The sequence below is a fragment of the Anabaena sp. FACHB-1391 genome (genome assembly GCF_014696755.1).
GTDB classification, from domain to species: Bacteria; Cyanobacteriota; Cyanobacteriia; order Cyanobacteriales; family Nostocaceae; genus Dolichospermum; species Dolichospermum planctonicum.
Map to the genome: position 1 here is coordinate 26,928 of NZ_JACJQS010000031.1, position 23,057 is coordinate 49,984.

The 23,057-nt window shown below is 39.6% G+C and carries 16 protein-coding genes; 11 read left to right on the forward strand and 5 right to left on the reverse strand.

Features of this window, described 5'->3' with window-relative positions; translation table 11 throughout:
- The first annotated feature begins 41 nt into the window (after nucleotides 1-41).
- The 6 genes from ilvB to rpsD all read left to right on the forward strand — a co-directional run bounded on the left by ilvB (nucleotide 42) and on the right by rpsD (nucleotide 12,009).
- On the forward strand, nucleotides 42-1,934 hold the full coding sequence (ilvB, locus tag H6F62_RS14840) for a biosynthetic-type acetolactate synthase large subunit (RefSeq protein WP_190372360.1): 1,893 nt from the start codon (nucleotides 42-44) through the stop codon (nucleotides 1,932-1,934).
- A 370-nt stretch (nucleotides 1,935-2,304) separates the two neighbouring features.
- Nucleotides 2,305-4,047 carry an FAD-dependent oxidoreductase gene (locus H6F62_RS14845; RefSeq protein ID WP_137909023.1) on the forward strand — a complete coding sequence of 581 codons (1,743 nt, stop codon included), beginning with the start codon at nucleotides 2,305-2,307 and terminating at the stop codon, nucleotides 4,045-4,047.
- Between the two features lie 1,017 nt (nucleotides 4,048-5,064).
- Complete coding sequence (locus H6F62_RS14850) at nucleotides 5,065-6,297, forward strand: inorganic phosphate transporter (protein WP_190372361.1); 1,233 nt, start codon at nucleotides 5,065-5,067, stop codon at nucleotides 6,295-6,297.
- Between the two features lie 380 nt (nucleotides 6,298-6,677).
- The gene (locus tag H6F62_RS14855) at nucleotides 6,678-9,137 is read left to right on the forward strand and encodes an EamA family transporter (RefSeq protein ID WP_190372362.1); all 2,460 of its coding nucleotides are present in this window, start codon (nucleotides 6,678-6,680) and stop codon (nucleotides 9,135-9,137) included.
- Between the two features lie 494 nt (nucleotides 9,138-9,631).
- On the forward strand, nucleotides 9,632-10,531 hold the full coding sequence (gene hetR, locus H6F62_RS14860) for a heterocyst differentiation master regulator HetR (RefSeq protein WP_137909027.1): 900 nt from the start codon (nucleotides 9,632-9,634) through the stop codon (nucleotides 10,529-10,531).
- Nucleotides 10,532-11,400: 869 nt separating this feature from the next.
- A complete protein-coding gene (gene rpsD / locus H6F62_RS14865; protein ID WP_028082312.1) occupies nucleotides 11,401-12,009 on the forward strand; it encodes a 30S ribosomal protein S4 in 609 nt (202 codons plus the stop codon).
- 257 nt (nucleotides 12,010-12,266) lie between these two features.
- Here the strand turns inward: rpsD and moaA are convergent, their stop codons facing one another.
- Nucleotides 12,267-13,253 (reverse strand): GTP 3',8-cyclase MoaA, encoded by a 987-nt coding sequence (gene moaA, locus H6F62_RS14870; protein WP_168358868.1) that lies wholly within the window; start codon nucleotides 13,251-13,253, stop codon nucleotides 12,267-12,269.
- Nucleotides 13,254-13,420: 167 nt separating this feature from the next.
- Nucleotides 13,421-14,128, reverse strand: a complete 708-nt coding sequence (gene rpe, locus H6F62_RS14875) for a ribulose-phosphate 3-epimerase (protein ID WP_137909028.1) — start codon at nucleotides 14,126-14,128, stop codon at nucleotides 13,421-13,423.
- A gap of 302 nt (nucleotides 14,129-14,430) precedes the next feature.
- On the opposite strand from rpe, the gene H6F62_RS14880 reads away from it, so the two are divergent.
- Both H6F62_RS14880 and surE read left to right on the forward strand, forming a co-directional pair.
- The gene (locus H6F62_RS14880) at nucleotides 14,431-16,023 is read left to right on the forward strand and encodes a S8 family serine peptidase (RefSeq protein ID WP_190372363.1); all 1,593 of its coding nucleotides are present in this window, start codon (nucleotides 14,431-14,433) and stop codon (nucleotides 16,021-16,023) included.
- A gap of 403 nt (nucleotides 16,024-16,426) precedes the next feature.
- The gene (gene surE / locus H6F62_RS14885; protein WP_137909030.1) at nucleotides 16,427-17,119 is read left to right on the forward strand and encodes a 5'/3'-nucleotidase SurE; all 693 of its coding nucleotides are present in this window, start codon (nucleotides 16,427-16,429) and stop codon (nucleotides 17,117-17,119) included.
- Nucleotides 17,120-17,147: 28 nt separating this feature from the next.
- Here the strand turns inward: surE and H6F62_RS14890 are convergent, their stop codons facing one another.
- The 3 genes from H6F62_RS14890 to H6F62_RS14900 form a co-directional block, all read right to left on the reverse strand.
- Nucleotides 17,148-17,447 (reverse strand): hypothetical protein, encoded by a 300-nt coding sequence (locus H6F62_RS14890; protein WP_190372364.1) that lies wholly within the window; start codon nucleotides 17,445-17,447, stop codon nucleotides 17,148-17,150.
- Between the two features lie 327 nt (nucleotides 17,448-17,774).
- A complete protein-coding gene (locus H6F62_RS14895) occupies nucleotides 17,775-19,532 on the reverse strand; it encodes an ABC transporter ATP-binding protein (RefSeq protein WP_137909032.1) in 1,758 nt (585 codons plus the stop codon).
- Between the two features lie 73 nt (nucleotides 19,533-19,605).
- Nucleotides 19,606-20,292, reverse strand: coding sequence for a hypothetical protein (locus tag H6F62_RS14900; RefSeq protein WP_137909045.1), 687 nt, complete (start codon nucleotides 20,290-20,292; stop codon nucleotides 19,606-19,608).
- 696 nt (nucleotides 20,293-20,988) lie between these two features.
- On the opposite strand from H6F62_RS14900, the gene H6F62_RS14905 reads away from it, so the two are divergent.
- The 3 genes from H6F62_RS14905 to H6F62_RS14915 all read left to right on the forward strand — a co-directional run bounded on the left by H6F62_RS14905 (nucleotide 20,989) and on the right by H6F62_RS14915 (nucleotide 22,800).
- A complete protein-coding gene (locus H6F62_RS14905; protein ID WP_137909033.1) occupies nucleotides 20,989-21,885 on the forward strand; it encodes a DUF2382 domain-containing protein in 897 nt (298 codons plus the stop codon).
- Nucleotides 21,886-21,951: 66 nt separating this feature from the next.
- Entirely contained in the window at nucleotides 21,952-22,134 is a 183-nt protein-coding gene (locus H6F62_RS14910) for a CsbD family protein (RefSeq protein WP_190372365.1), read from the forward strand.
- A gap of 69 nt (nucleotides 22,135-22,203) precedes the next feature.
- Nucleotides 22,204-22,800: a general stress protein gene (locus H6F62_RS14915; RefSeq protein ID WP_137909035.1), complete on the forward strand. Its 597-nt coding sequence runs from the start codon at nucleotides 22,204-22,206 to the stop codon at nucleotides 22,798-22,800.
- The last annotated feature ends 257 nt before the right edge of the window (nucleotides 22,801-23,057 follow it).

A 23,057-nucleotide genomic window follows, 5' to 3' on the forward strand; every position in this document is an offset into this window, starting at 1 on the left:
AATCTAAGCGTTAATTTTAGTTATACCTTGAGGCCTAAACCGTGCTTTCGTCTTCTTCAATCAGCCCCCCAAAATCTGAAAATCACAACCAGTCTCCTGTCTCCCCAAATTCCCCAGTTTACCCCCAACGGACTTCTGGAGGTTTCGCGCTCATAGATAGTCTTATTCGTCATGGTGTTGAGCATATTTTTGGTTATCCCGGTGGCGCAATTCTACCTATTTATGATGACCTCTATAAAATAGAAGCAGCGGGTACTATTAAGCACATCTTGGTCAGACACGAACAAGGAGCATCCCACGCGGCTGATGGTTACGCCCGTGCTACTGGTAAGGTAGGAGTATGTTTTGGTACTTCTGGACCAGGGGCAACCAACTTAGTGACAGGTATCGCTACAGCTTACATGGATTCTATACCCATGATTGTAGTCACAGGACAAGTACCACGAGCCGCAATTGGTACAGATGCTTTTCAGGAAACAGATATTTATGGGATTACTTTACCCATTGTTAAGCATTCTTACGTAGTCCGCGATGCTAAAGATATGGCGCGGATTGTAGCTGAAGCTTTCCACATTGCCAGCACAGGTAGACCGGGACCTGTTTTAATTGATGTGCCAAAAGATGTAGCGTTAGAAGAATTTGATTATGTTCCTGTAGCACCAGGTTCGATTAAATTACCGGGTTATCGTCCCACAGTCAAGGGAAATCCCCGCCAAATTAATGCCGCCATTCAATTAATTCGAGAAAGTCGTCGCCCTTTGTTGTATGTTGGAGGAGGAGCGATCGCTGCCAATGCCCACGAAGAAGTTAAAGAACTGGCAGAATTATTTAATATCCCCGTCACCACTACCTTAATGGGTATCGGTGCATTTGATGAACATCATCCCCTCTCCTTAGGAATGTTGGGAATGCACGGCACGGCCTACGCAAATTTTGCTGTTACAGATTGTGATTTATTAATTTGCGTTGGTGCGAGATTTGATGACCGAGTTACAGGTAAATTAGACGAATTTGCCTCTTTAGCCAAAGTCATTCACATTGATATTGACCCCGCAGAAGTCGGTAAAAACCGCGTTCCCGAAGTCCCCATTGTGGGGGATGTTAAAAACGTCTTAAAAGACTTATTACGGCGATGTCAAGACGCAAATAGTAAAGCCACACCTAACCAAAATCAAGAATGGTTAAACTTAATTAACCGTTGGCGACAAGATTACCCTTTAATTGTCCCCCATCACGCCGATAGTATTTCTCCCCAAGAAGTAATTGTCGAAGTTGGTAGCCAAGCTCCGCACGCATTTTATACCACAGATGTCGGTCAACATCAAATGTGGGCAGCCCAATTCCTCAAAAATGGTCCAAGACGCTGGATTTCTAGTGCCGGTTTAGGCACAATGGGGTTTGGTGTCCCTGCGGCCATGGGTGTGAAGGTGGCATTCCCGGACGAACAAGTGATCTGTATTAGTGGTGATGCCAGTTTCCAAATGTGTTTACAAGAATTGGGGACTTTAGCACAATATGGAATTAATGTCAAGACCCTAATTTTAAATAACGGTTGGCAGGGAATGGTGCGACAATGGCAAGAAGCCTTCTATGGTCAACGTTATTCGTCTTCCAACATGGAAGTAGGAATGCCTGATATTGAGCTTTTAGCCCAGGCTTATGGGATCAAGGGGATGGTAATTACTAAGCGGGAAGAGTTGGCAGATAAAATTGCCGAAATGCTGGCACACAATGGACCTGTCATTGTCAATGTTCATGTAACCAGAGATGAAAACTGCTATCCCATGGTAGCCCCTGGTAAGAATAACTCCCAAATGGTTGGTTTACCTCAACAAACACCAAAAACCGCTGTGGAATCAATTTCTTGCAGCAATTGTGGTACACAAAACCAAGCTAATCATAATTTCTGTTCTGAGTGCGGGACTAAATTGTAATTAGATAAATTGTAATTAGATTTTATAGAACGGTAAAGCACATTGCGCTTTACCCTGTTCTAGTCCTGACAAGTAGAAAATTATCTGCGGTGAACTTCCCTATTCCTGTACATAACTAGGACGGGAAGTGGTGGTTAATAGACTCTAGACATATTTTGCCTAAGTTCTAATTGGGCAGCTTTTCATGTATTGAATGGATCTTCTAATATATAAGAGAATAATTGCTGTAATTTTATAGATGTAGGTTGGGTTAACCTAAGCAAACCTAACATTATCAAAGTTTTTGTTGGGTTGCACTAGCGATTAAGCAAACACACAGTTTTTTATCATCTGTGGTAAATGTCTTTTAAATTAATATTATGAATATAACATGAATCAAATTTATACAACGGATGTGTTAGTTGTCGGTGGTGGCACAGGTGGAACTGTGGCCGCTATCCAAGCAGCGCGGAAAGGTGTAAAAACCATCCTAGTGAGTGAATTTGCCTGGTTAGGAGGAATGCTTACCTCTGCGGGGGTATCTGCACCCGACGGCAACGAATTACAAGCCTTTCAAACAGGTTTATGGGGTGCTTTTTTACAAGAATTGCAACATAGGCAACCAGGAGGATTAGATCATAGTTGGGTCAGCTTTTTTAGTTATGATCCGCGCATAGGTGCAGAAATATTTGCCGACTGGGTGCGAGAATTACCTAATCTTCAATGGATTTCCAGAAAAGTTCCTTTAGAGGTTTTGCGAACAAAGGACTGTATTACAGGTGTACGCTTTGCTGACTTCACCGTCAACGCCAAAATTATTCTTGACGGCACAGAATTAGGAGATTTATTAGCTTTAGGAGAAATACCATTACGTTGGGGTTGGGAATTACAGTCAGAATGGGGAGAACCCAGCGCACCCGCAAATTTTAACTCCCTGACCCAAACCTATCCAGTGCAAGCACCCACTTGGGTAGTAGTAATGCAAGATTTTGGGAACAATATCGCCCCAGAAATTTCTCCAGCCCCTAACTATGATCCATCCCAGTTTACAGGAGCTTGGGATGACTATGGTCCAGAAAAATTTTTGAACTATGGACGCTTGCCCGGCAGTCGATTTATGATTAATTGGCCTATTGCGGGCAACGACTACTGCCAAAATGCCAATCGGTTGCTAGATGCAGGGGTGAAAAAGCAGGAATTTGTGCGAGAATGTTGCTGGCACAGTCAGAATTTCGCTCATTTCATTCAAACTCAGTTTGGTAGGCGTTACGGATTAGCTGCAAACCTTTTTCCTCATGCTAATTCCGCTTTTGCCCTTCATCCCTATTATCGGGAAAGTCGCCGCTTAGTAGGCTTAACAACTGTTTGTGAACAAGATATTCTGCCTTTAGCTAACAGTAAAACCGCACCACCATTTCATGATGCCATCGCTGTCGCTAACTATGCCAACGATCACCATTATCCAGGTGTTGAGTTTTTATTGCAACCTAAATCTATCCGTTGGGGTGGAAGATGGACAGGAACACCCTTTACTATCCCCTATTCCGCGCTCATCCCCGCCAATACAGATGGTTTTCTGGTTTGCGAAAAGAACATTTCCGTTTCCCATATTGCTAATGGGGCCACCAGACTCCAACCTGTGGTCATGGGAATTGGTCAAGCCGCCGGTATGGCAGCTGCTATGAGTGTTGTGCTAGGATGTCAGCCCAGAGATTTACCAGTGAAGAGTTTGCAGGCTGCATTATTGACGGATGACTATGCACCAGTCTTAATTGTTCCCCTGTTTAACTTATCAACTGATCATCCTGATTGGTTACACTGGCAAACTTATTATTTAGACCACCCAGAAGCTTATCCTGCTGATGGTAATTGTCCTTGTATTTTGGACCAGACCGATAATAAATTCAACCTCAACTGCTTTACAGGGAAATTTAAACGGCTGGACGAGCAAAACTACCAATTCAATATCACAGAAAAAACCAATTTAACGACGACAAATTGGCAGCTTGTGGCATTGCGATCGCATATAGACCAGCAATTACAAACTCTTCCCTCAGCAAAAATACTCAAGATTTGGGGGCGGCCAAATCCCTCTGGGAATTGGTTACTTGTTGAGCATCTTGAAGAAGTATAAAATTAACTTTTATTCAGTAAAATACAATACTTTTTTGCAAATTTTCCGGATAGACATATAAATATCAAGGATTAATGAAGTAGAGAGTTCTAAAATAGACATCTACTATGCGTGCTGCCATTTCACTTTTAGTATCGAGTCTGGTATTTGGCTCCTTAGCTTTTAACTGCGAAGCAGTACAGACTCGTTTTTCCACTCTGTCTAGGCTCAAGTCCGATTACCAGCCTTCACCTTTGACCAACGAGAGTTTCACTTTTGGTGAAACGAAGTTCAACCTGGCTGATAACTCTAAACCTAGTCCTAATGACCCACAAACGCCCAATCCTCATCGAGGTAGTGGTCGCAGAAGTCTAGATGGATAACTGGGAGTATTGTCAGTTCTGTTATTTAACAGGTAGTTAGATATTAATACCTGCCAACGATCAAGATGATATTACCGGATTATCAGACAATTAATTCTGCCTACCACTTCTTGTATTGAGACGACATAGACATTTACAGCACTACACTTGTGGGATTCTATCGTCGATAAGTTTCTCTTGTACTGACACTAGATATAGCTAGTTACAAGCACTATATCTTTGATCAGTTATATAGCTCTTCAGCACCTAAGCTATAAGTATTTCAATTTCTCTGCTAAAAACATAGACAGTTACAGCACTTCATATCGACAGAAAATTGTTCACTATTTCATCAAAACATCCGGTAATTACTTACCCTCTTAACCTGTATTCCTCTTAATCAGGAATATAGTTAATCCTTGTCTCTTACAAGAATGTCTCATTAACTTTAGTTTTTGTCCAGCACCACAGGCAACATCTAGACTCGAGAGTTGTACTTGGTGCATAAGGTTAAAAGCTATCAGTCGTGAAAGGAGACATTCCCCTCAAGTGATGGATAGATCAAGTTATTTTGTCGAGCTTACTAACTCGCCTGAATTTTGACAGCCAAAAAAATGGAAAATGTAAATCATTCATCAAAATCTTTACCTGTTAACCGGGGCGCATAGTTTATTTTATGGCAATACTTGTAATAGTCGCCCTTTTAGCCTTCTATATGGCCTGGAATCTGGGTGCAAATGATGTCGCTAATGCCATGGGAACTTCTGTGGGTTCTAAAGCGATTACACTCACACAGGCAATCATTATGGCTGGGGTGTTAGAGTTTCTTGGTGCTGTCTTATTTGGACAAGAGGTAACATCTACCTTGGGAACAAAAATTGCTGATCCAGCTTTATTTGCTACGACACCACAAACTTTAGTCATGGGCATGATCTCGGTACTCCTGTCGGGTGGAATATGGCTACAAGTTGCCACATCCAGGGGTTTACCTGTATCGTCGTCTCATGCCATTGTCGGGGCGATCGCTGGCTTTAGTTGGGTATCATTAGGAATAGAGGCAATAGATTGGTCGTCTGTCGGTTTAATTACCATTGGCTGGATTTTAACACCCATAATTAGTGGTGCAATCTCCGCTGGTTTATATGGTCTAATTCGACACTGGATTTTTAATCAACTTCATCCCCTGTCCCAGTTACAAGAATGGACTCCCTGGTTAAGTACATTGCTATTGAGTATATTTGGTGTTATTGTTCTCCCCACAATTACTCAACCTTTCAGCCAGTTTTTACTTACAGAGAGAAAATTGAATATTCCTCCTCACGATATTACCCTATTCATCACTGGAATGGCTGCAATAGCCCTGACTTTGATCAGTTGGCGAGAATTAGCAAATAGTCAAATTGACAATCAAATTCAAGGTTTATTTGCCAAATTTCAAGTTATCAGTGCTTGCTTTGTCGCATTTGCTCACGGTTCTAACGATGTTGGTAATGCGATCGCTCCCCTGGCAGTAATTTACTACATCAATCAACAAGGTAAAGTCCCTAATGATCAACTCACTATTCCCCTTTGGATTCTGCTTTTAGGTGCTGTGGGAATTGTGGCAGGTTTAGCAGTTTGGGGAGAAAAAGTTATTACCACCATTGGCAAAAATATTATTTCCTTAGAACCTAGCAGTGGATTTTGCGCCGAACTGGCCACAGCAATGACAATTTTACTAGCTTCCCGTTTAGGTTTACCCGTTTCCACTTCCCACGCCCTTGTCGGTGGAGTTGTCGGTATTGGACTGGTACAAAATCTTCAAGCTATCAAACTTTCCACTATCCAAAATATTGCCGCCGCCTGGTTAATTACAGTCCCCATCAGCGCCGCCATGAGCGCTATTATCTTCACTATCGCTAATAGATAATAGATAATAGGTAATAAGTAATAAGTTAATAAATAGGAAAATTCTTCCTCCTCGACTTCAGACCCCACCTGTAAATTCTTGAATTTTGCCACACCCTCTGGAAAAGAGAGAAGATTTTTCCACAATTTCTGCCCATTAATCACTATAATTAAAAGGAATAGACACATATCAGACATTCTTTTAGCTAAGAGATGCCGACCTGTTCACAACTATAATTCCGTAATCATAAGATGGGTACTAATCTTGTATAAGTTAAGTAAATTTATAAATCTAGTGAAATTGTTCAGTTTCCTCTATTTTCTGAAGGAAACTTAATATAAGTGTTGATTCGGTATTCGGAGCAGCTACTTAATCATCAAGGTGTTAGAGGCTAGAAACTGATGGGGCGATTTGAGAAGCGACCAGAAAACCCACGCATTAGAGGTGAGCTATCCAGAGCCGCAGAAAATGCTCTGTGGGATGTAGTTGAGGATTTAGAAAATCTTCAACAAAATCTCTTGAGGACGTTACAGGAAGATGTAAAACGGCTAGAAGCGGAAAAAAACCGATTATCTCAAGATATTCAAAAATTAATTGAGGAAAAAGAACAGTTACAGCAATCACGACAAATTACTGAACAGCAGGTGTTAATTCGTCAGTTAGCAGAAGTTTTAGCTAAACACATCTCTTCCCAATTACAATCCTCATTGAAAACTTTAGCTACGCAAACCTTAGAGCATAACCCCTCTAACCAACTTTCACTTAAAAATACTCAATTTAATGATAGTGCAGTTAATGAGAACGGACAGAATGTTAGTACCATGATAGACAGTCTTGATCATACTGTCACTAATGCCTTTAGTTCACTATCACAAGAACTCAAAAACTATCAAAGTGATCTTTCTCAACAGTTGGCGCGGATGTATAGTCAACAGCAGCAAGGAGAAACAATATTAGCAGAGTTTGTTAACAGGCTACGCAATGAACTAGAAAAAAATAGAGACACAAACTCTCTAAATATAGCCATGGGAGGCGCGCCAACAGTTTTACAATTGGCTGATAGTCTACGTGGCGAAACCATAACTCATCAAAATGGTAATGGGGAAAAATCTACAAAAAAAATCATTATTGAACCGGTTGCTTTGATTCCTCATGAATTACCACAGGGTGATTCTACATCAGCAGCAACAATCGCTATATTATCTCCATCGGCAGCGAAAAACCCTGAAACCGGTTCTTTGATAAATCCAGATTTACCAACCACTTCACCAGAAGATGAAAACCCTGAAACCGGTTCTTTGATAAATCCAGATTTACCAACCACTTCACCAGAAGATGAAAACCCTGAAACCGGTTCTTTGATAAATCCAGATTTACCAACTACTTCACCAGAAGATGAAAACCCTGAAACCGGTTCTTTGATAAATCCAGATTTACCAACTACTTCACCAGAAGATGAAAACCCTGAAACCGGTTCTTTGATAAATCCAGATTTACCAACTACTTCACCAGAAGATGAAAACCCTGAAACCGGTTCTTTGATAAATCCAGATTTACCAACTACTTCACCAGAAGATGAAAACCCTGAAACCGGTTCTTTGATAAATCCAGATTTACCAACTACTTCACCAGAAGATGAAAACCCTGAACTTACTGCTGTCTTGACTTCTAAAGTATTAACAGCACCAGCACTAGGAAATACACCACCTGAACTTAGTTCTGTCTTAACTGCTAATTTATCAACCAGACGACCTCCTGCACCAAAATTAAGGCGGGAAATAACACCCAAACAACAAACAACTCCGAGACAACAAAGACAACGAACATCTCCCAACTCGTCAGAGTTGCAGATAGGTTTTTTCTTGATTTCCTTGTATACAGTGGTTTCGTCTCTTTACAATGTGGCCATTAAGGCAATCTTCTTTACGGGTTCTAATTTTAATTCTTCGGGAGGATTGGAAACACAGCAGTTGATCTTGCCTACATTGGGTAATATTTTCTTAATTTTAATGCTACGTTTATTAGTGGTTGTGCCATTAATGTTATTGCTGTCGCCTATATTACATCCCCCAATTTGGCAAGACTTAGAAAATTTATTTGCTTCCTTACGGGGGAAAGCAATTCCCAGCCAGAACAACACTAAACAGGCTTTATTTTTATCAGTAATTAGCGGTTTCTTGTTATTTTTATCACAGGTACTTGTTTATCTGGCTATTGGTGAAGTAACCACGTCCATGGCGATCGCTCTTTTCTTTATCTATCCGGTTATGAGTGTTTTTCTGTCGTGGTTTTTGTTTCAGGAGCGTCCTAATTTATTTATCACTGGTGCAATGGCGGCAATTTTCGCTGGTGAATTGTTAATTTTGGGTGGTCAGGTAGTGGTGAACAATACCTCATTAGGAAGCACTACAGCCATTCTATCCGGGCTAGTATTTGCAATTTACGTCATTGTTACTAGAATATGCGCCACCAAACTCAAATTACATCCCGTATCTTTGACACTAATTAACTTTACTACCATGCTGTTATTAAGTTTTACGTGCTTAATCATACCTTTACCAAGTAATTTAGGTTTAGTAATTAACTCATCTAATGTACTCGAACTGGTTTTAAGTGCTTTTATATTAGGTGTTTTAACCTTGTGCGGTTACTTATTCAATAATTTTGGCATTCGTAAACTAGGCGCTCCTCTCTCCTCTTTAATTGGGGCTACAGTCCCAATTTTTACGGTAATTTTCGCCGGTTTAATGCTGCAAGAATCCCTGGATATTGTACAGATTATGGGAGTTATATTAGTTACTGTGGGTGCGGCCTGTATTAGCTGGAGAAAAACACCAAATCAGCCACAACCTTCTAAATAGTCAGTTCTCAGTGGCTACTGGTAATGGTAAAATTCCTATTACCTATTACCTGTCCTCCCTTTAGAACTTATTCAGTCCAGATTAACGAGTATCAAAAATCATACGTAAGAAAAGACTGGAAGAAATTTTTTTGCAAAATATATAGATATTTAAGAAAGAGAAAGTTATACTGGGTTCTAATAGAAAAAATGCAAATCATTCTACTTTACCCGTCCTCCTCTGTAACCCTGCATCCCAAAACCCTCGATATTTAAAGTTTCCGAGTCATACCAGAGGGAGGGGTTAGTTAGTCTGAGGCAAAAAATTGCCAATTTGCTCCCTGAACATTTACTACCTAAAAATTTCCGAGTCAACCAGTAATTTTAGGTTTGAAGTTGAGAGATCATTTTTTTTAGGTTTGAAGTTGAGAGATCATTTTTTCAAAATGGGTGTATAATCAGTAATTTAATTTGAACATCATACTTGTAACCGAGCCATTAAACCGTCTGTAGAATATGACCAACGACATAGATCTGATTAAGCGTCTTGGACCTAGTGCTATGGATCAGATCATGCTTTATCTAGCCTTCAGTGCCATGCGGACAGGTGGACACAGGCATGGAGCATTTTTAGATGCAGCCGCAACAGCAGCCAAGTGTGCAATTTACATGACCTATTTAGAGCAGGGACAAAACCTGCGAATGACCGGACATTTGCACCACCTTGAGCCAAAGCGAGTTAAAATAATTGTTGAAGAAGTAAGACAAGCTTTAACTGAGGGCAAACTGCTAAAAATGCTAGGTTCCCAAGAACCTCGCTATCTGATTCAACTTCCTTATGTCTGGATGGAAAAATATCCTTGGCAACCAGGAAGATCCCGTGTTCCTGGTACGAGTCTAACCAGCGAAGAGAAAAAACAAATTGAGCAAAAGCTACCGAAAAATCTTCCTGATGCTAAGTTAGTCACCTCATTTGAATTTATGGAGTTAATTGACTTTCTTCATAAGCGATCGCAGGAGGACTTACCCCCTAGTCACCAAATGCCCTTGAGTGAAGCATTAGCAGAACATATCAAGCGTCGGCTCTTGTATTCAGGAACAGTAACACGCATTGATTCTCCTTGGGGTATGCCCTTTTATGCTCTAACTCGTCCTTTTTATTCTCCTGCTGATGATCAAGAGCGCACATACACGATGGTAGAGGATACAGCCCGATATTTCCGGATGATGAAATATTGGGCAGATCGGAAACCAAACACGATGCGGGCTGTGGAAGAACTGGATATTCCGGCTGATCAAATCGAGCAAGCAATAGACGAATTAGACGAAGTTATTCGTTCTTGGGGGGATAAATATCACCAGGAGGGGGGAGTACCAATGATCTTACAAATGGTTTTTGGTCATAAGGATGAATAGAAGACACTATTTGTATCTTGCGTAGGGTGGCACACTTACCAGGAGTACAGTGATAAATCTATTTATTCATGGGAACTGATGGGCTTGCCTATATTCTCTTATTTGGATTGTAACCCAATATATTGGTAGATAATCCGCCAAAACTCTATATCCTTCACTGGCATCAATAAAAGTATCTCATGCCTAGGTGGGACACAAATCAATTTGCCGACGTAAACCGGGGACACACTTAACAAAAGTGTCTAAATTTGTTGATATCTGATCACTGTTACTAATCCTATCTACACAGGTTGCTAAATCCTGTGGATATTGTGGTGACAGAAATCAAGGGCAACCACAGGTGTAATTTGTGTAGGCTGATAAATTCTGACTACATAATCAGGATCACTCCCGTGGTTGAAGTGTTGGGGCAAAAATTTGAGATGCTGGTTTAGCTGTGGTACTTATACTCAATGAGCTAGTAGGTACAAACCTGATGGTCGTCTCGATAGGAATCGGTAACAGTCATAGTCGCTAAACTACTGGTTAACAATCACCTATAATTATCAATGATGCTGTAAATACAGTGAAGCAATAATTTGTTGATTTGTTCCCAAAGTTACTAATTTTTTTGCTTTCTTTCGATAACTATTCTCCAATTAACCAAGGTTATGCTACCTGAGAATCTGATTCCCCATCTTCTCCCATTCAGTCAGGTCGGTGTAATCACCAAAAATACGCCAAAAGTTGGTGGATTTAACTGATTGATTGCTGTGAATATTATCTGTAAATAGAAGACAATTTACCTATAAAATGTCTATTATGATTGGGAACTATGTCATAATAGTAGGTCTGAATAAAATTTTAGAAGGATTAAATTAAGGAAACTCATGTCCCGATATAGAGGACCCCGCCTCAGAATTGTCCGTCGTTTAGGCGAATTACCAGGCTTAACTCGGAAGAGTGCTAGACGCGCTTATCCCCCAGGACAACATGGTCAAAACCGTAAAAAGCGATCTGAGTATGCTATCCGTTTAGAGGAAAAGCAAAAACTCCGCATGAACTACGGTTTGACCGAAAAACAAATGCTGCGCTATGTCCGTAAAGCTAGACGAGTAGCTGGTTCTACTGGACAGGTATTACTGCAATTGTTAGAAATGCGCTTGGATAATACCGTTTTCCGTATGGGTATGGCTCCGACAATCCCGGCCGCTCGTCAATTGGTGAATCATGGTCACGTAACTGTTAATGGTCGAGTAGTAAATATTGCCAGCTATCAATGCCGTGCCGGTGAGGAAGTTGCTGTGAGAAACAGAGAAGCTTCTAAGAAGTTAGTGGAAGCTAACCTGCAATATCCCGGTTTAGCTAATCTTCCTAGTCATTTAGAGTTTGATAAAACTAAATTGGCTGGTAAGGTCAATAGTATAATTGAACGGGAATGGGTGGCACTACAAGTTAATGAACTACTTGTGGTGGAATACTACTCACGTCAAGCCTAGGACAATTTTGGATTTTGGATTTTGGATTTTGGATTTTGGATGGGAATTGTTTTTCTTGGCATTGACAATCCAAAATCTAAAACAGAACTTGCTGGCATAATACCCTAAATCGTAGTGAGGACTTTAGTCCTCTCTTCGAGAGTCTACGAGAACAATCATCAGAGCTAAATCTCTAGCTAAAAACAGAAGATTATAATTTATTTTTTGTGACAATTGTGTCAGCCCTATAAAATCTAAGATTCCCTGATATTAACTGACTAACCACCAATCTGGGACATAGTACGGGCATAAGTGCCGAGAGTACCAGAGTCACGTTGTTTAAAGTTTATTTCTGATTTGATATTTAAAATTTGTCTCACTTGTGTTTGTAGGTCTGTGGTACTAATACCAGCGCGTAAAGATGATTTTAAGTCAATTTGACCGGTTTCATTTAATAAGCAAGGACGTAGCCAACCATCGGCGCTAAGACGCATCCGGTTACAGCGATCGCAAAAACATTCTGACATTTGGCTAATAAATCCTAGTGTGCCTTTAGCCCCAGGAATTTGAAATATATCCGCAGGTCCATTACCACAAACTTGCGATTCTGTCAAGCCCCAACGCTCATAAATGGATTGACGTAAATCTGCTGAAGATACCCAACCGCGATCGCTAAATAGGTCTTTGTTCCCAATAGGCATAAATTCAATAAATCTAACGTGCCATTGTTTATCAATAGTTAAAGCAGCCAAGTCTAAAATTTCATGGTCATTAACGCCAGGAATTACCACTACATTTAATTTCAACGGGTTAAATCCCACCCTATAAGCAGCTTGGATACCTTCCCACACTTGTTGCCAGCGTCCACGTCCATGATTACCGACAATTTCTGCAAATATATGTGGATCTAAAGAATCTAAACTAATATTAATTCTTTTTAAACCTGCATCATAGAGATTTTGGGCTATGGGAGCGAGTAGAAATCCATTTGTAGTCATTCCTAGATCTTCAGTTTGGGGAAGATGAGCAATTTTCTCAACTAAATCAACTACATGAGGACGGAGTAAAGGTTCACCACCAGTTAAACGAAAGCGGGTAAAACCAACGGGGATAAATACCTCTTGAATGAGGGTAAGCAGTTCCTCATCAGTTAATAATTGCTGTTTGACGATATAATCAAGTTCTGCACCTTCGGGCATACAGTATTGACAACGAAAGTTGCAGCGATCAATTAAACTGATGCGGAGGTAGTCCACCTTGTTTATAGTTGCGCTGGTTGTCATATTAGGGAAGTCAATTACTTAGAGCGATTGTACTAACATCATCTTAACTGATTTTTCAAAGGCATCAAATTTTATAAAAATATAAAATAAATCCCCGACTTCTCAAAGAAATCGAGGATCTAAGTTGTACTTGATCAGAAGTATTTAAATTAAACAGCAGCTAATTCTGGAGTTGGACGCTTACTGTTACGGATATTGTGAATCGCGTCAGCATAATCAGGAGCATTGAATACAGCCGAACCTGCTACAATAGCATTAGCACCAGCTTCCAAAACTTGCCAAGTATTATTAGCTTTCAGACCCCCGTCAACTTCAATCCAAGGATCTAAACCGCGTTCATCACACATTTGACGCAATTTGCGGATTTTAGGAACTACGCTAGGAATGAAGCTTTGACCACCAAAACCGGGGTTAACGCTCATAATTAGCACTAAATCGCACAATTCCAGCACATATTCAATTAACTCCAAAGGTGTACCAGGATTCAGTACAACTCCAGCCTGCTTACCAAGTTCTCTGATTTGTCCCAAAGTGCGGTGTAAGTGAGGAGATGCGTTATGTTCAGCATGGACGGATATAATATCAGCACCAGCCTTAGCAAAACCTTCTACATACTTTTCTGGTTCAACAATCATCAAGTGGACATCTAGGGGTTTAGTTGTAACCGGACGAATCGCCTCCACAATCAGAGGACCTATTGTAATATTAGGGACAAAACGTCCGTCCATTACATCAACGTGAATCCAATCTGCTCCCGCTTTGTCTACGGCGCGAATATCGTCACCCAGACGGCTAAAATCTGCTGATAGGATAGATGGAGCAATAACTATGGGCTTTTGAGATGAATTTTGGGTCATGGTTAGTGGGTTTTAAGCGTCTTCGTCTGTAGGTATTGTAACAAAATATGGATAAATTATTAATTAAGGCAAGAGTAAAAAAGTTTTTTAGTGAAAATCAGGAGTCAGAAGTCGGGACTCAGGAGAAGAAAGAAAAGATAAAAATCATATCTTTCTGATACCCTATACATTGCCTTTTGCATTTTTTCTTTTACCTTTAGCATTGTATACATTGCCTTTTGCATCTTCTCTTTCACTTCTTAGATTTTATACATTGCCTTTTGTACCATATCTTTTAAGTCTTGTATTTTACTTAGTAGCTCATGAACAAAAATTGGATAATTTTTTGGGGTTTAAGTTTTTCCTGCTTAACTCTACCAACCTTTGCTGGTGTAAAAGTTACAAATTTTTTAGATTATAAAGGTATTGATGCTTTGAAGTTACATCAAGCTCCTTATAATTTAACCGGAAGAAAAATTGCTATTGGTCAAGTAGAAATCGGTCGTCCAGGAATGTTTGGCTGGGACAAAGCCGTGTCTAAAAATCGTGCTGTATCACCAACAGCGGTTTTTATCCGCAATCTTGTAGCTAAGTCAAATTTTAATGTTGAGTCTCATGCCTATAATGTTTCTGCTGTCATGGTAAGTCAAGATAAAGCTTTTCCTGGTGTAGCACCCAATGCACGATTATATTCTTCCGCTGTGGGGTCTATGAGAAAAAATGGTCAACCGGAGGAGTGTTTATCAGCGCAACACATCGCTTTACAAAATGGTGGTGATGTTCGAGCTATTAATTTTAGTTTTGGTGAACCATTAAATCGTGATTCTAGACCAGAAGCTATTTTAGATGGAAATGCTTTACTCACATTATGTATTGACTGGTCTAGTCGTGTGCATGATGTTGTGTATACTATTGCGGGAAATCAAGGTAAAGGCGGGATTCCTATTCCTACAGACAATTTTAACGCAATTAATGTGGCTTTTTCCTCAGAACGAAACGGAATTTTTGATAAAGTTCACGTTTCTAATTTGACTAATAACAGTCAAGAAATAAAAGATCGTTTAACTGGAAAGGAATTTAATATTGGTAATAGAAGAGCAATTAGTTTAGTTGCTCCTGGTACTAATATTCCTTTACTTAATCCCGATGGTAAAATTAATAAATCTACAGGTACTAGTTTTGCTGCACCACAGGTTACTGCTACTGTAGCATTATTGCAAGAGTTTACTGATAGACAATTGCGAAATAAACAACTAAATTGGAGCATTGATGCTCGTCGTCATCAAGTGATGAAAGCTATATTACTCAATGCAGCAGATAAAATTCAAGATAGTGGTGATGGTTTACGGTTAGGAATGACGAGAACATTAGTTGATAAACAAAATCAAGATTGGTTAGTAACGGAAGCTTATCAAGATGTAAAAATTCCCTTAGATGCTCAAATGGGAGCAGGTCATCTAAATGCTTTTCGAGCTTATCAACAATTAAATGGTGGTCAATGGAAAGCTAATGCGCCTATACCATCAATTGGTTGGAATTATGATAGAGTTAATGCTAATACTGCTCAGGAATATGTTTTTAAAAGCGGTTTAAAAGCAAATAATTTTGTAGCTATTACTTTAAGTTGGGATCGTTTGGTAGAGTTAAATGATAAAAATAATAATCAACAATATGATCTGGGGGAAACATTTAAAGATCAGGGATTAAATAATCTTGATGTTTATTTGGTTGAGGAAAATGGGAAGAACAATGAAGTTGTTATGTGTGCTTCTGTGAGTGAAGTGGATAATATTGAACATATCTTTTGTCCAGTTTCTACTAATGGTAATTATAAAATTCGGGTAGAATTTAAGAAGCAGGTTAATGAAGCTGTTCAACCTTATGCTTTAGCTTGGTGGACTGTAGGTGAAAAGTGATCTATTTTTTTATAATTGCAATAATGAAGATGAACCACTAAAAAACGCGCTATCAGCTATGTTACACCACAAGTATAATTGTCACATACTGCATACTGCTAACCCAGACAAGTTATGAGTGTTTGCACCATGTAAAGAAGCGGTGATACCAATACCAAAGGTAAAAGCACTAACTAGCAGCAAGTTTGGGAACTGTCCCATCTTGACACCTTAACCATTTCTATACTAAACTACTCAAGTAATTTCATTAAATCACAATTATAAACAACAAATATAAACAACAAAGATGTTAAAATTACTCAAGTTATGTTACATTTATATGGCGGTGAATTAAAATAACTTCCGGTAGTATCACCCACCAAACCATATTCCAGATTGACAAGTGACCACTCACTAACGAATAATGACTATAATTTTAACCAATGACGACGGTATTGATGCCCCAGGTATTGCAGCTTTATTCAAAGCCGTAAGCACTAAATATGACAAGACTAAACTGATTATTGCGGCACCACAATTACATCAATCAGGCTGTGGACATCAAGTGACTACCCATCAGCCAATTAACGTCGAACGTCGTTCTGATTTGGAGTATGCAGTAGGAGGAACTCCTGCTGATTGTGTGAGAGTTGCAATATCACATCTTGATCCAAATGTCAAGTACGTAATCTCAGGTATTAATGCTGGTGGAAACTTAGGAGTTGATCAATATATTTCCGGTACTGTCGCTGCTGCGAGAGAAGCAGCAATACACGGTATTCCAGGAATTGCTGTTTCTCACTATCGTCGCGGCAATCTCGATTATAATTGGGATGCAGCTAGTAAATGGACTTCCCAATTATTAGAGAATTTAATTCAACTTCCTCTAGAACCCGGATGTTTTTGGAATGTCAATTTACCCCATTTGTCACCAGAGGCGGCATTTCCAGAGGTAATATTTTGTCAACCTTGTACAAAGCCTTTACCTGTTAATTATCGCATACAAGATGATGGTTTTTGCTACATAGGAGAATACGGGCAACGAGAGCGAACTCCTAATAGTGATGTTGATATATGTTTTTCTGGAAAAATTGCGGTGACAAAGTTAAGAGTTTAACATTAGCTTTTAACATCAACTGTGGTAATTATTCATCTGAATTTTGGATTAAAGATAGGAGTCCATCTAAAGTTTGTGACAATTGAGTGATTTGTCGTATTGACTCCTTATGAGAGTCCGCCAGACTTTGGACAGCGTCACACAAGGCAAAAATCTGATAACTTTGCTGCTGTACTTGTTTTCCTTGGATTTCTAGTTGTAAACTCAGGGAATCTACTCTTTGACCAAGACGTTCAATTGTTTCAGTTGTAGACAGTACAGCGTCTCCAATTTGTTCAACAATAGATTCTAACCTGCTGACTTTGGTTTCCACTCCAATTGCAATCATTTCTGGCTTGCTCCAATTTTGAGAAAAAATCATTACAGTGATATTCCTATATATTCAGCCAACAGTGAAATCATCAGCATTATTAGGACTTAAACAGAATATAGCTAACAGTCAGGTGTAGCTATAAGCCTTATTATTACCTAGGGGTAATTCATGAATTACCCTTACTTTCCTTCCGTTTTACGTAATTCCTGATTATTAAGAGAATGCTTGGGAAGTGATAAAATCTACCCAAAATATCTCTCCAAACCCTGAGTATTTCTTTTTCTGGAGTTCTCTTATTAGTAATATAACCACTAATTATTCACAAAATCAAGCTATTTTAGTTCAATGGAGTAGTTCTTCTACAAGATGTTGATTCCACAAAATCTTATAAAGTCCAGGCTGTTCTACAAGTTCTGAGTGATTACCGCTTTGGACGATTTTGCCCTGCTCCATGACCAAAATTCGGTCAGCGGTGGCCGCTGCGGAAAGTTGGTGAGTAATGAAAATCACAGTTTTTCTTTTTGTACCTGTGGAGAGATTAGCCAGAATTTGTGTAGCAGTTTGATTATCTACACTGGAAAGGGCATCATCTAAAAGCAAAATTGGGGCATCAATTAACATAGCTCTTGCTAAAGCTGTGCGTTGTCGTTGTCCACCAGAAAGGGTAATACCGCGCTCTCCCACAATGGTTTCGTATTTTTTGGGAAATTTACCGATTTCTGAATCAATTTGCGCCATTTTGCCCGCGTAAATTACATTTTCTTCTGGGGCTAGGGGGTCGCCATAACGGATATTATTTTTGATGGTGGTACTGAATAAAAAGCTATCTTGAGGTACGTAAGCAATGGCTTTTCTTAAATCACTCACAGCGAGTTGAGTAATATCCCAGCCATCTAAAAATAATTGTCCGGGCTGAATATCTAATAATCTAGGGATAGCATTGGCTAAAGTTGATTTTCCACAACCCACAGGACCGATAATGGCGACTATTTCCCCAGGGGCAATGGTAAAATTGAGATGATCTAAAGCTGGGGTATTGACACCAGGGTAAGTGTAATTAAAATTTACTGCTGTTAGTTCTCCTTGGATATTACGGATTTCAATATGTTGACTATTAGCTGTGTCCTGAATTTTGGGGGTTACACTGAGAATAGTCTCTAATCGGTCAATACTAACTTCACCTCGTTGATAAGCTGTAATGGTAAATCCTAATAAAGCCGTGGGGAAAACCAAACGCTCTACATAAATTAGTAGCGCCAAAAAATCCCCAATTGCTAGAGAACCAGTAGATATTCGTGCTGTACCTAACCAGATGATTATTAAAGAACTGAGACTAGCTAAACCACCAATGAGAGGAAATAGAGTGTTACGAGTTTTGGCTAATTGCAAATTAGCAGTTAATAGCTGTTGATTTTCTCGATTAAAAGCCTGACGCTCATTTTTTTCTTGGGCGTAAATTTTAATGAGAGTAATACCACTAATATCTTCCCGGACAAGTTCGCTGATATTTGCAAGTTTTTCCTGGACAGCGGTTTGTTCGTCACGCAGGCGATCGCTAAAAAAATGCACCACGAGAAACATCAGGGGATAAACTGCTAATGATGCCAATGTCAGGTCTACACTCAAGGATAACATGACTGGTAATGTTAGAGCATAGGCGAACATGGTATTTGCCAAACTCAAGACAGCAAAGCCTAATAATCGTCGAATATTATCTACATCACTAGTAGCGCGACTAATTAAATCCCCAGGGGTATTAACGTTAAAATAAGCAGGTTCTAATCGGAGTAAATGTTCAAAAATCCGCTGTTTGAGGTCAAATTCTACCTGTCTTCCCACACCAAATATCCAAATACGGGAAGCCATTCGTACCATCCACATGGCGGAACTGAGTAGAGTAATGATCACCACGTAATGTATTACCTGGTGAAAACTCACATTCGTGGAAATTGAAAGTGTATCTACTCCAGAACGAATTAACAAAGGAATATACACCCCCAGTCCATTGACGAGTAATAAGGCGATAATACCTGATATAGTTTCCCGCCAATAGGGACGTAAATAGTGAGCGATTTTAGCAAGTCTGTGCGATTTGGCCATGCCAGCAATTGATGATTAATGATTAATCTGTTCCCACCTTCATCCCCTAACCCCAGTCACATTTTAAACATGATCACGGGCGACCACGCAAGAAAACATAAATTTGGTTGAGATAACTTTCCCATACTTGGGTAGTAAGTTGCAGCGTTTCTGCACTAGGGACAAAATCCTCTACCCGTAACCCACGGTTTCTGATTTCTTGGGGATTTTGGAGTAGATAGGAGGGAATGTTCCTATTCATACTATTGAAAGCTATAATGGGAGAATTGATCTCTTCCTGATGTAGGATGATATCTTGCTGTATATCTGAGATACTAGGACTAGTATTGACTGGAGCTAAGGCTACTAAAGCAGATGAAGAAGATTGGTAATTGAGATTATTACCCTCCACTGTAGCAATTGGTGATCTAACTAAGAAATAAGCGATCGCTGGTGTACTAGATAAAAGTAAAATACCTAAAGCCCATCCTAGTAAGTAACCGCCCGGTTTGTCTATACCACCTCCTTTGATTTTTTGAGCAGCGAAACACAACATTAAAACCGAAGCACCCAAGGGCTTGAGGGGAAAGGAGATAAACCGCCACAAAGAAGATACTGCTGGTTCATTGGGATTAAGAAAAGCCAAGGCTAAAACAACAATTACCAGCCCTAAAATGAATCTACCGACAAAAGTTCCTGTGGGATAGAATCTTTGAAACAAGGAATAGGCTACAACACCAATTAAGAGCCATAGCAAGACCCGGCTTAACAACTGAAACATCATAAGTAAGTTAACTCTCTAATTTTTTAGGGACGTAAGCCCATAGGCTACAGATAGTGGATTAATTTTATCGTCAAGCTGACTTCAAAATACCCCATACCTGACACCCAAAGATTACCGTCGTAGTGATTTTAGTGCAATTTTTTGACACTGGGTGTATTATTGCCAATTTTCCTGAAGGAATTTTTGGAAAAATATCCGTGTATTAAGTTTGGATAGTGTTACTAATGTCTAGTGATAAGGAATGCTCACCCCACAGGAGTTAAACTGATTGCGTTTATACAATCAATTTAAGTGATCATAAATACTCATAATTTATTTAAATTTATTTACAACAAATATTTACTATTTACAACAAAAAAGAGGTGGGGTATCTTTATTAGTTTAAGTGAAAATTGTATTGATTTTTATAAACTTACTTAATTGAGAATATCTATCTAATGACATACAAACATAATCAGGCCTTTGATGGAAGGTCTTAATCATAAAAATATCTAATATGAATCTATTAGAACAGAACAACTAAGAACTAAAAATTCAATTTTACCAGGTTCTAATGTTGAGAATAATCAATTGAACTTGAACTTAATCGCTTTCCGGGTAGTCAATGACCTCAGATCATGATTCATGATGAAATTTGCACACAATAGGAATTTAAACCCGGAAACAAGCTAATAAATTGGAGAGGAAAAAATTATGACTCTTTTAAAAATCAAAGAATTTGATCCAAATTATCGTGATAGTTTTGAAGGCAAAGACATCAAAGGCATGGGTGTCTATGTAAGTGTAGATGAAAAGATTGGTACAGTCAGTGACATTTTAGTAGATGAAAAAGGACATTTCCGGTATTTTGTTGTTGATTTAGGCTTATGGATTTTCGGTAAAAAAGTTTTATTACCGGTTGGTCGTTCACGAGTTGATCATACCTCTGGACGGATTTATACAGTGGGAATGACCAAGCAACAAGCGGAGAATTTACCTGAATTTAACGAACACAAAGAAATTGATTATAACTATGAAGAACAAGTAAGAGGAGTATATCGTTCGGAAGCATTCTTAGAAAGTTCTGGTTCTATGGATACAGCTGCCTCTAGAACTGCTGGAGCTACCATGGTAGCGCCTATAGCCCCACCTCAGAAGTCTGGTAATGGCAGTGGCTATGACTATCAACAAGAACCAGCTTTATATGCCCTGAATGAGCAAGATCATCAAACATTCAAACTATATCAAGAAAGATTAATTGCCAATAAAATCCGCACGAAGACGGGAGAAGTTATTGTTGGTAAACATACAGAAACAGAAAAAGCGCGGGTTTCTGTACCAATAGATAAAGAACGAGTTGTAATTGAAAAAATAACTCCTACAAATGCGGGAGAAGCAGTTACTTTAGGGGCTGATAGCTTTGGGACAACAGAAGTAACTCATATAAATCTTTATGAAGAAACTGCGGACATTCATAAAGAAGCCTTCTTACGTGAAGAAGTCAGAGTTGATAAAGTTGTAGATCACGAAACCATTGAAGCCGAAGAAACTCTGCGTCGAGAAGAGTTAGATATTAACACCCAAGAACATCCGAATGTGGAAAGGAGATAAAACCCAGATTTCACATCATTTGATATCAATTAATTAATTTTCATCATTTTCTATCAGGAGCAGATTATGAGTATGCAAAATAGAGCCAAGGCAACTGCTAAAAACATTGAAGGTAAGATTCAAGAAGTAGTAGGTGATGTAACTGGAGATCCAAAAACTCAAGCAGAAGGTAAAGAAAAACAAGCAGAAGCCAAAATTCGCCACGCAGTTGAAGATGTAAAAGATGAAGCCAAAAAACTGATTGACTAGCATAAACAGGCAGGGCGGGGGTTTTCCCTGATTACCTGCCACTTGTTCACTTTTTGAGAGGAGAAAAAAATGACTTTGATTTCTCATAAACGAGCGGTAGGAGTGTTTTCTAGTCACCAACAGGCAGAGAATGCTCTGAGTGAATTGCGAGATAACGGATTTGCCATGAATCAGGTATCTGTAATTGCCAAAGACAATGAAAAGTTGAGTCAGAGTTACCGGATTGGTGACACACGGATTAGAGACGTAACCGAAACCACTCATGTTGACGAAGGAGCGAAAACTGGATTGGAAGCAGGAGGAGTAGTTGGGGGACTAACCGGTTTGCTGGTGGGGTTAGGAACTCTAGCTATCCCTGGAGTCGGTCCGGTAATGTTAGCAGGGGCAGCAGCTACGGCGATCGCTACAACCCTAACTGGTGGTGTAATTGGCGCAGCAGTTGGGGGTTTGCTTGGTGGACTGGTGGGTTTAGGAATTCCTGAACACCGGGCCCAGGTCTATCACGATTATGTGGTTGATGGCAATTATTTGGTGATTGTAGATGGTACAGAGGCGGAAATCATGCGGGCAGAAACGATTCTCAAGAGTAAAGGACTGCATGAATGGGAAGTTTACAATCCCCCGGCGACTAGTCGTTATGCCGATACTGCTGTCTCTGGTTTCTAATTTACTGCTAAAGAATGTTTTTGAATTTCTCCACCGGAAAGAACCCAGTTTTAAGGGGTAATAACGGGACATTGACATACTCACCGACCTGAAGGTGCGATGATTCTTGACACTTCACTGGAACACGCCACAAGTGGTCTTATCGTCCCTCCATGTCCGTTTAAAGTCTCCCAATGCCCTATGGCGACTATAACCAAATTTTAACATAAAGCCGTCCTAAAAGGACGGGGCTTGTATCCCAGATTTTTGGTCAAGGA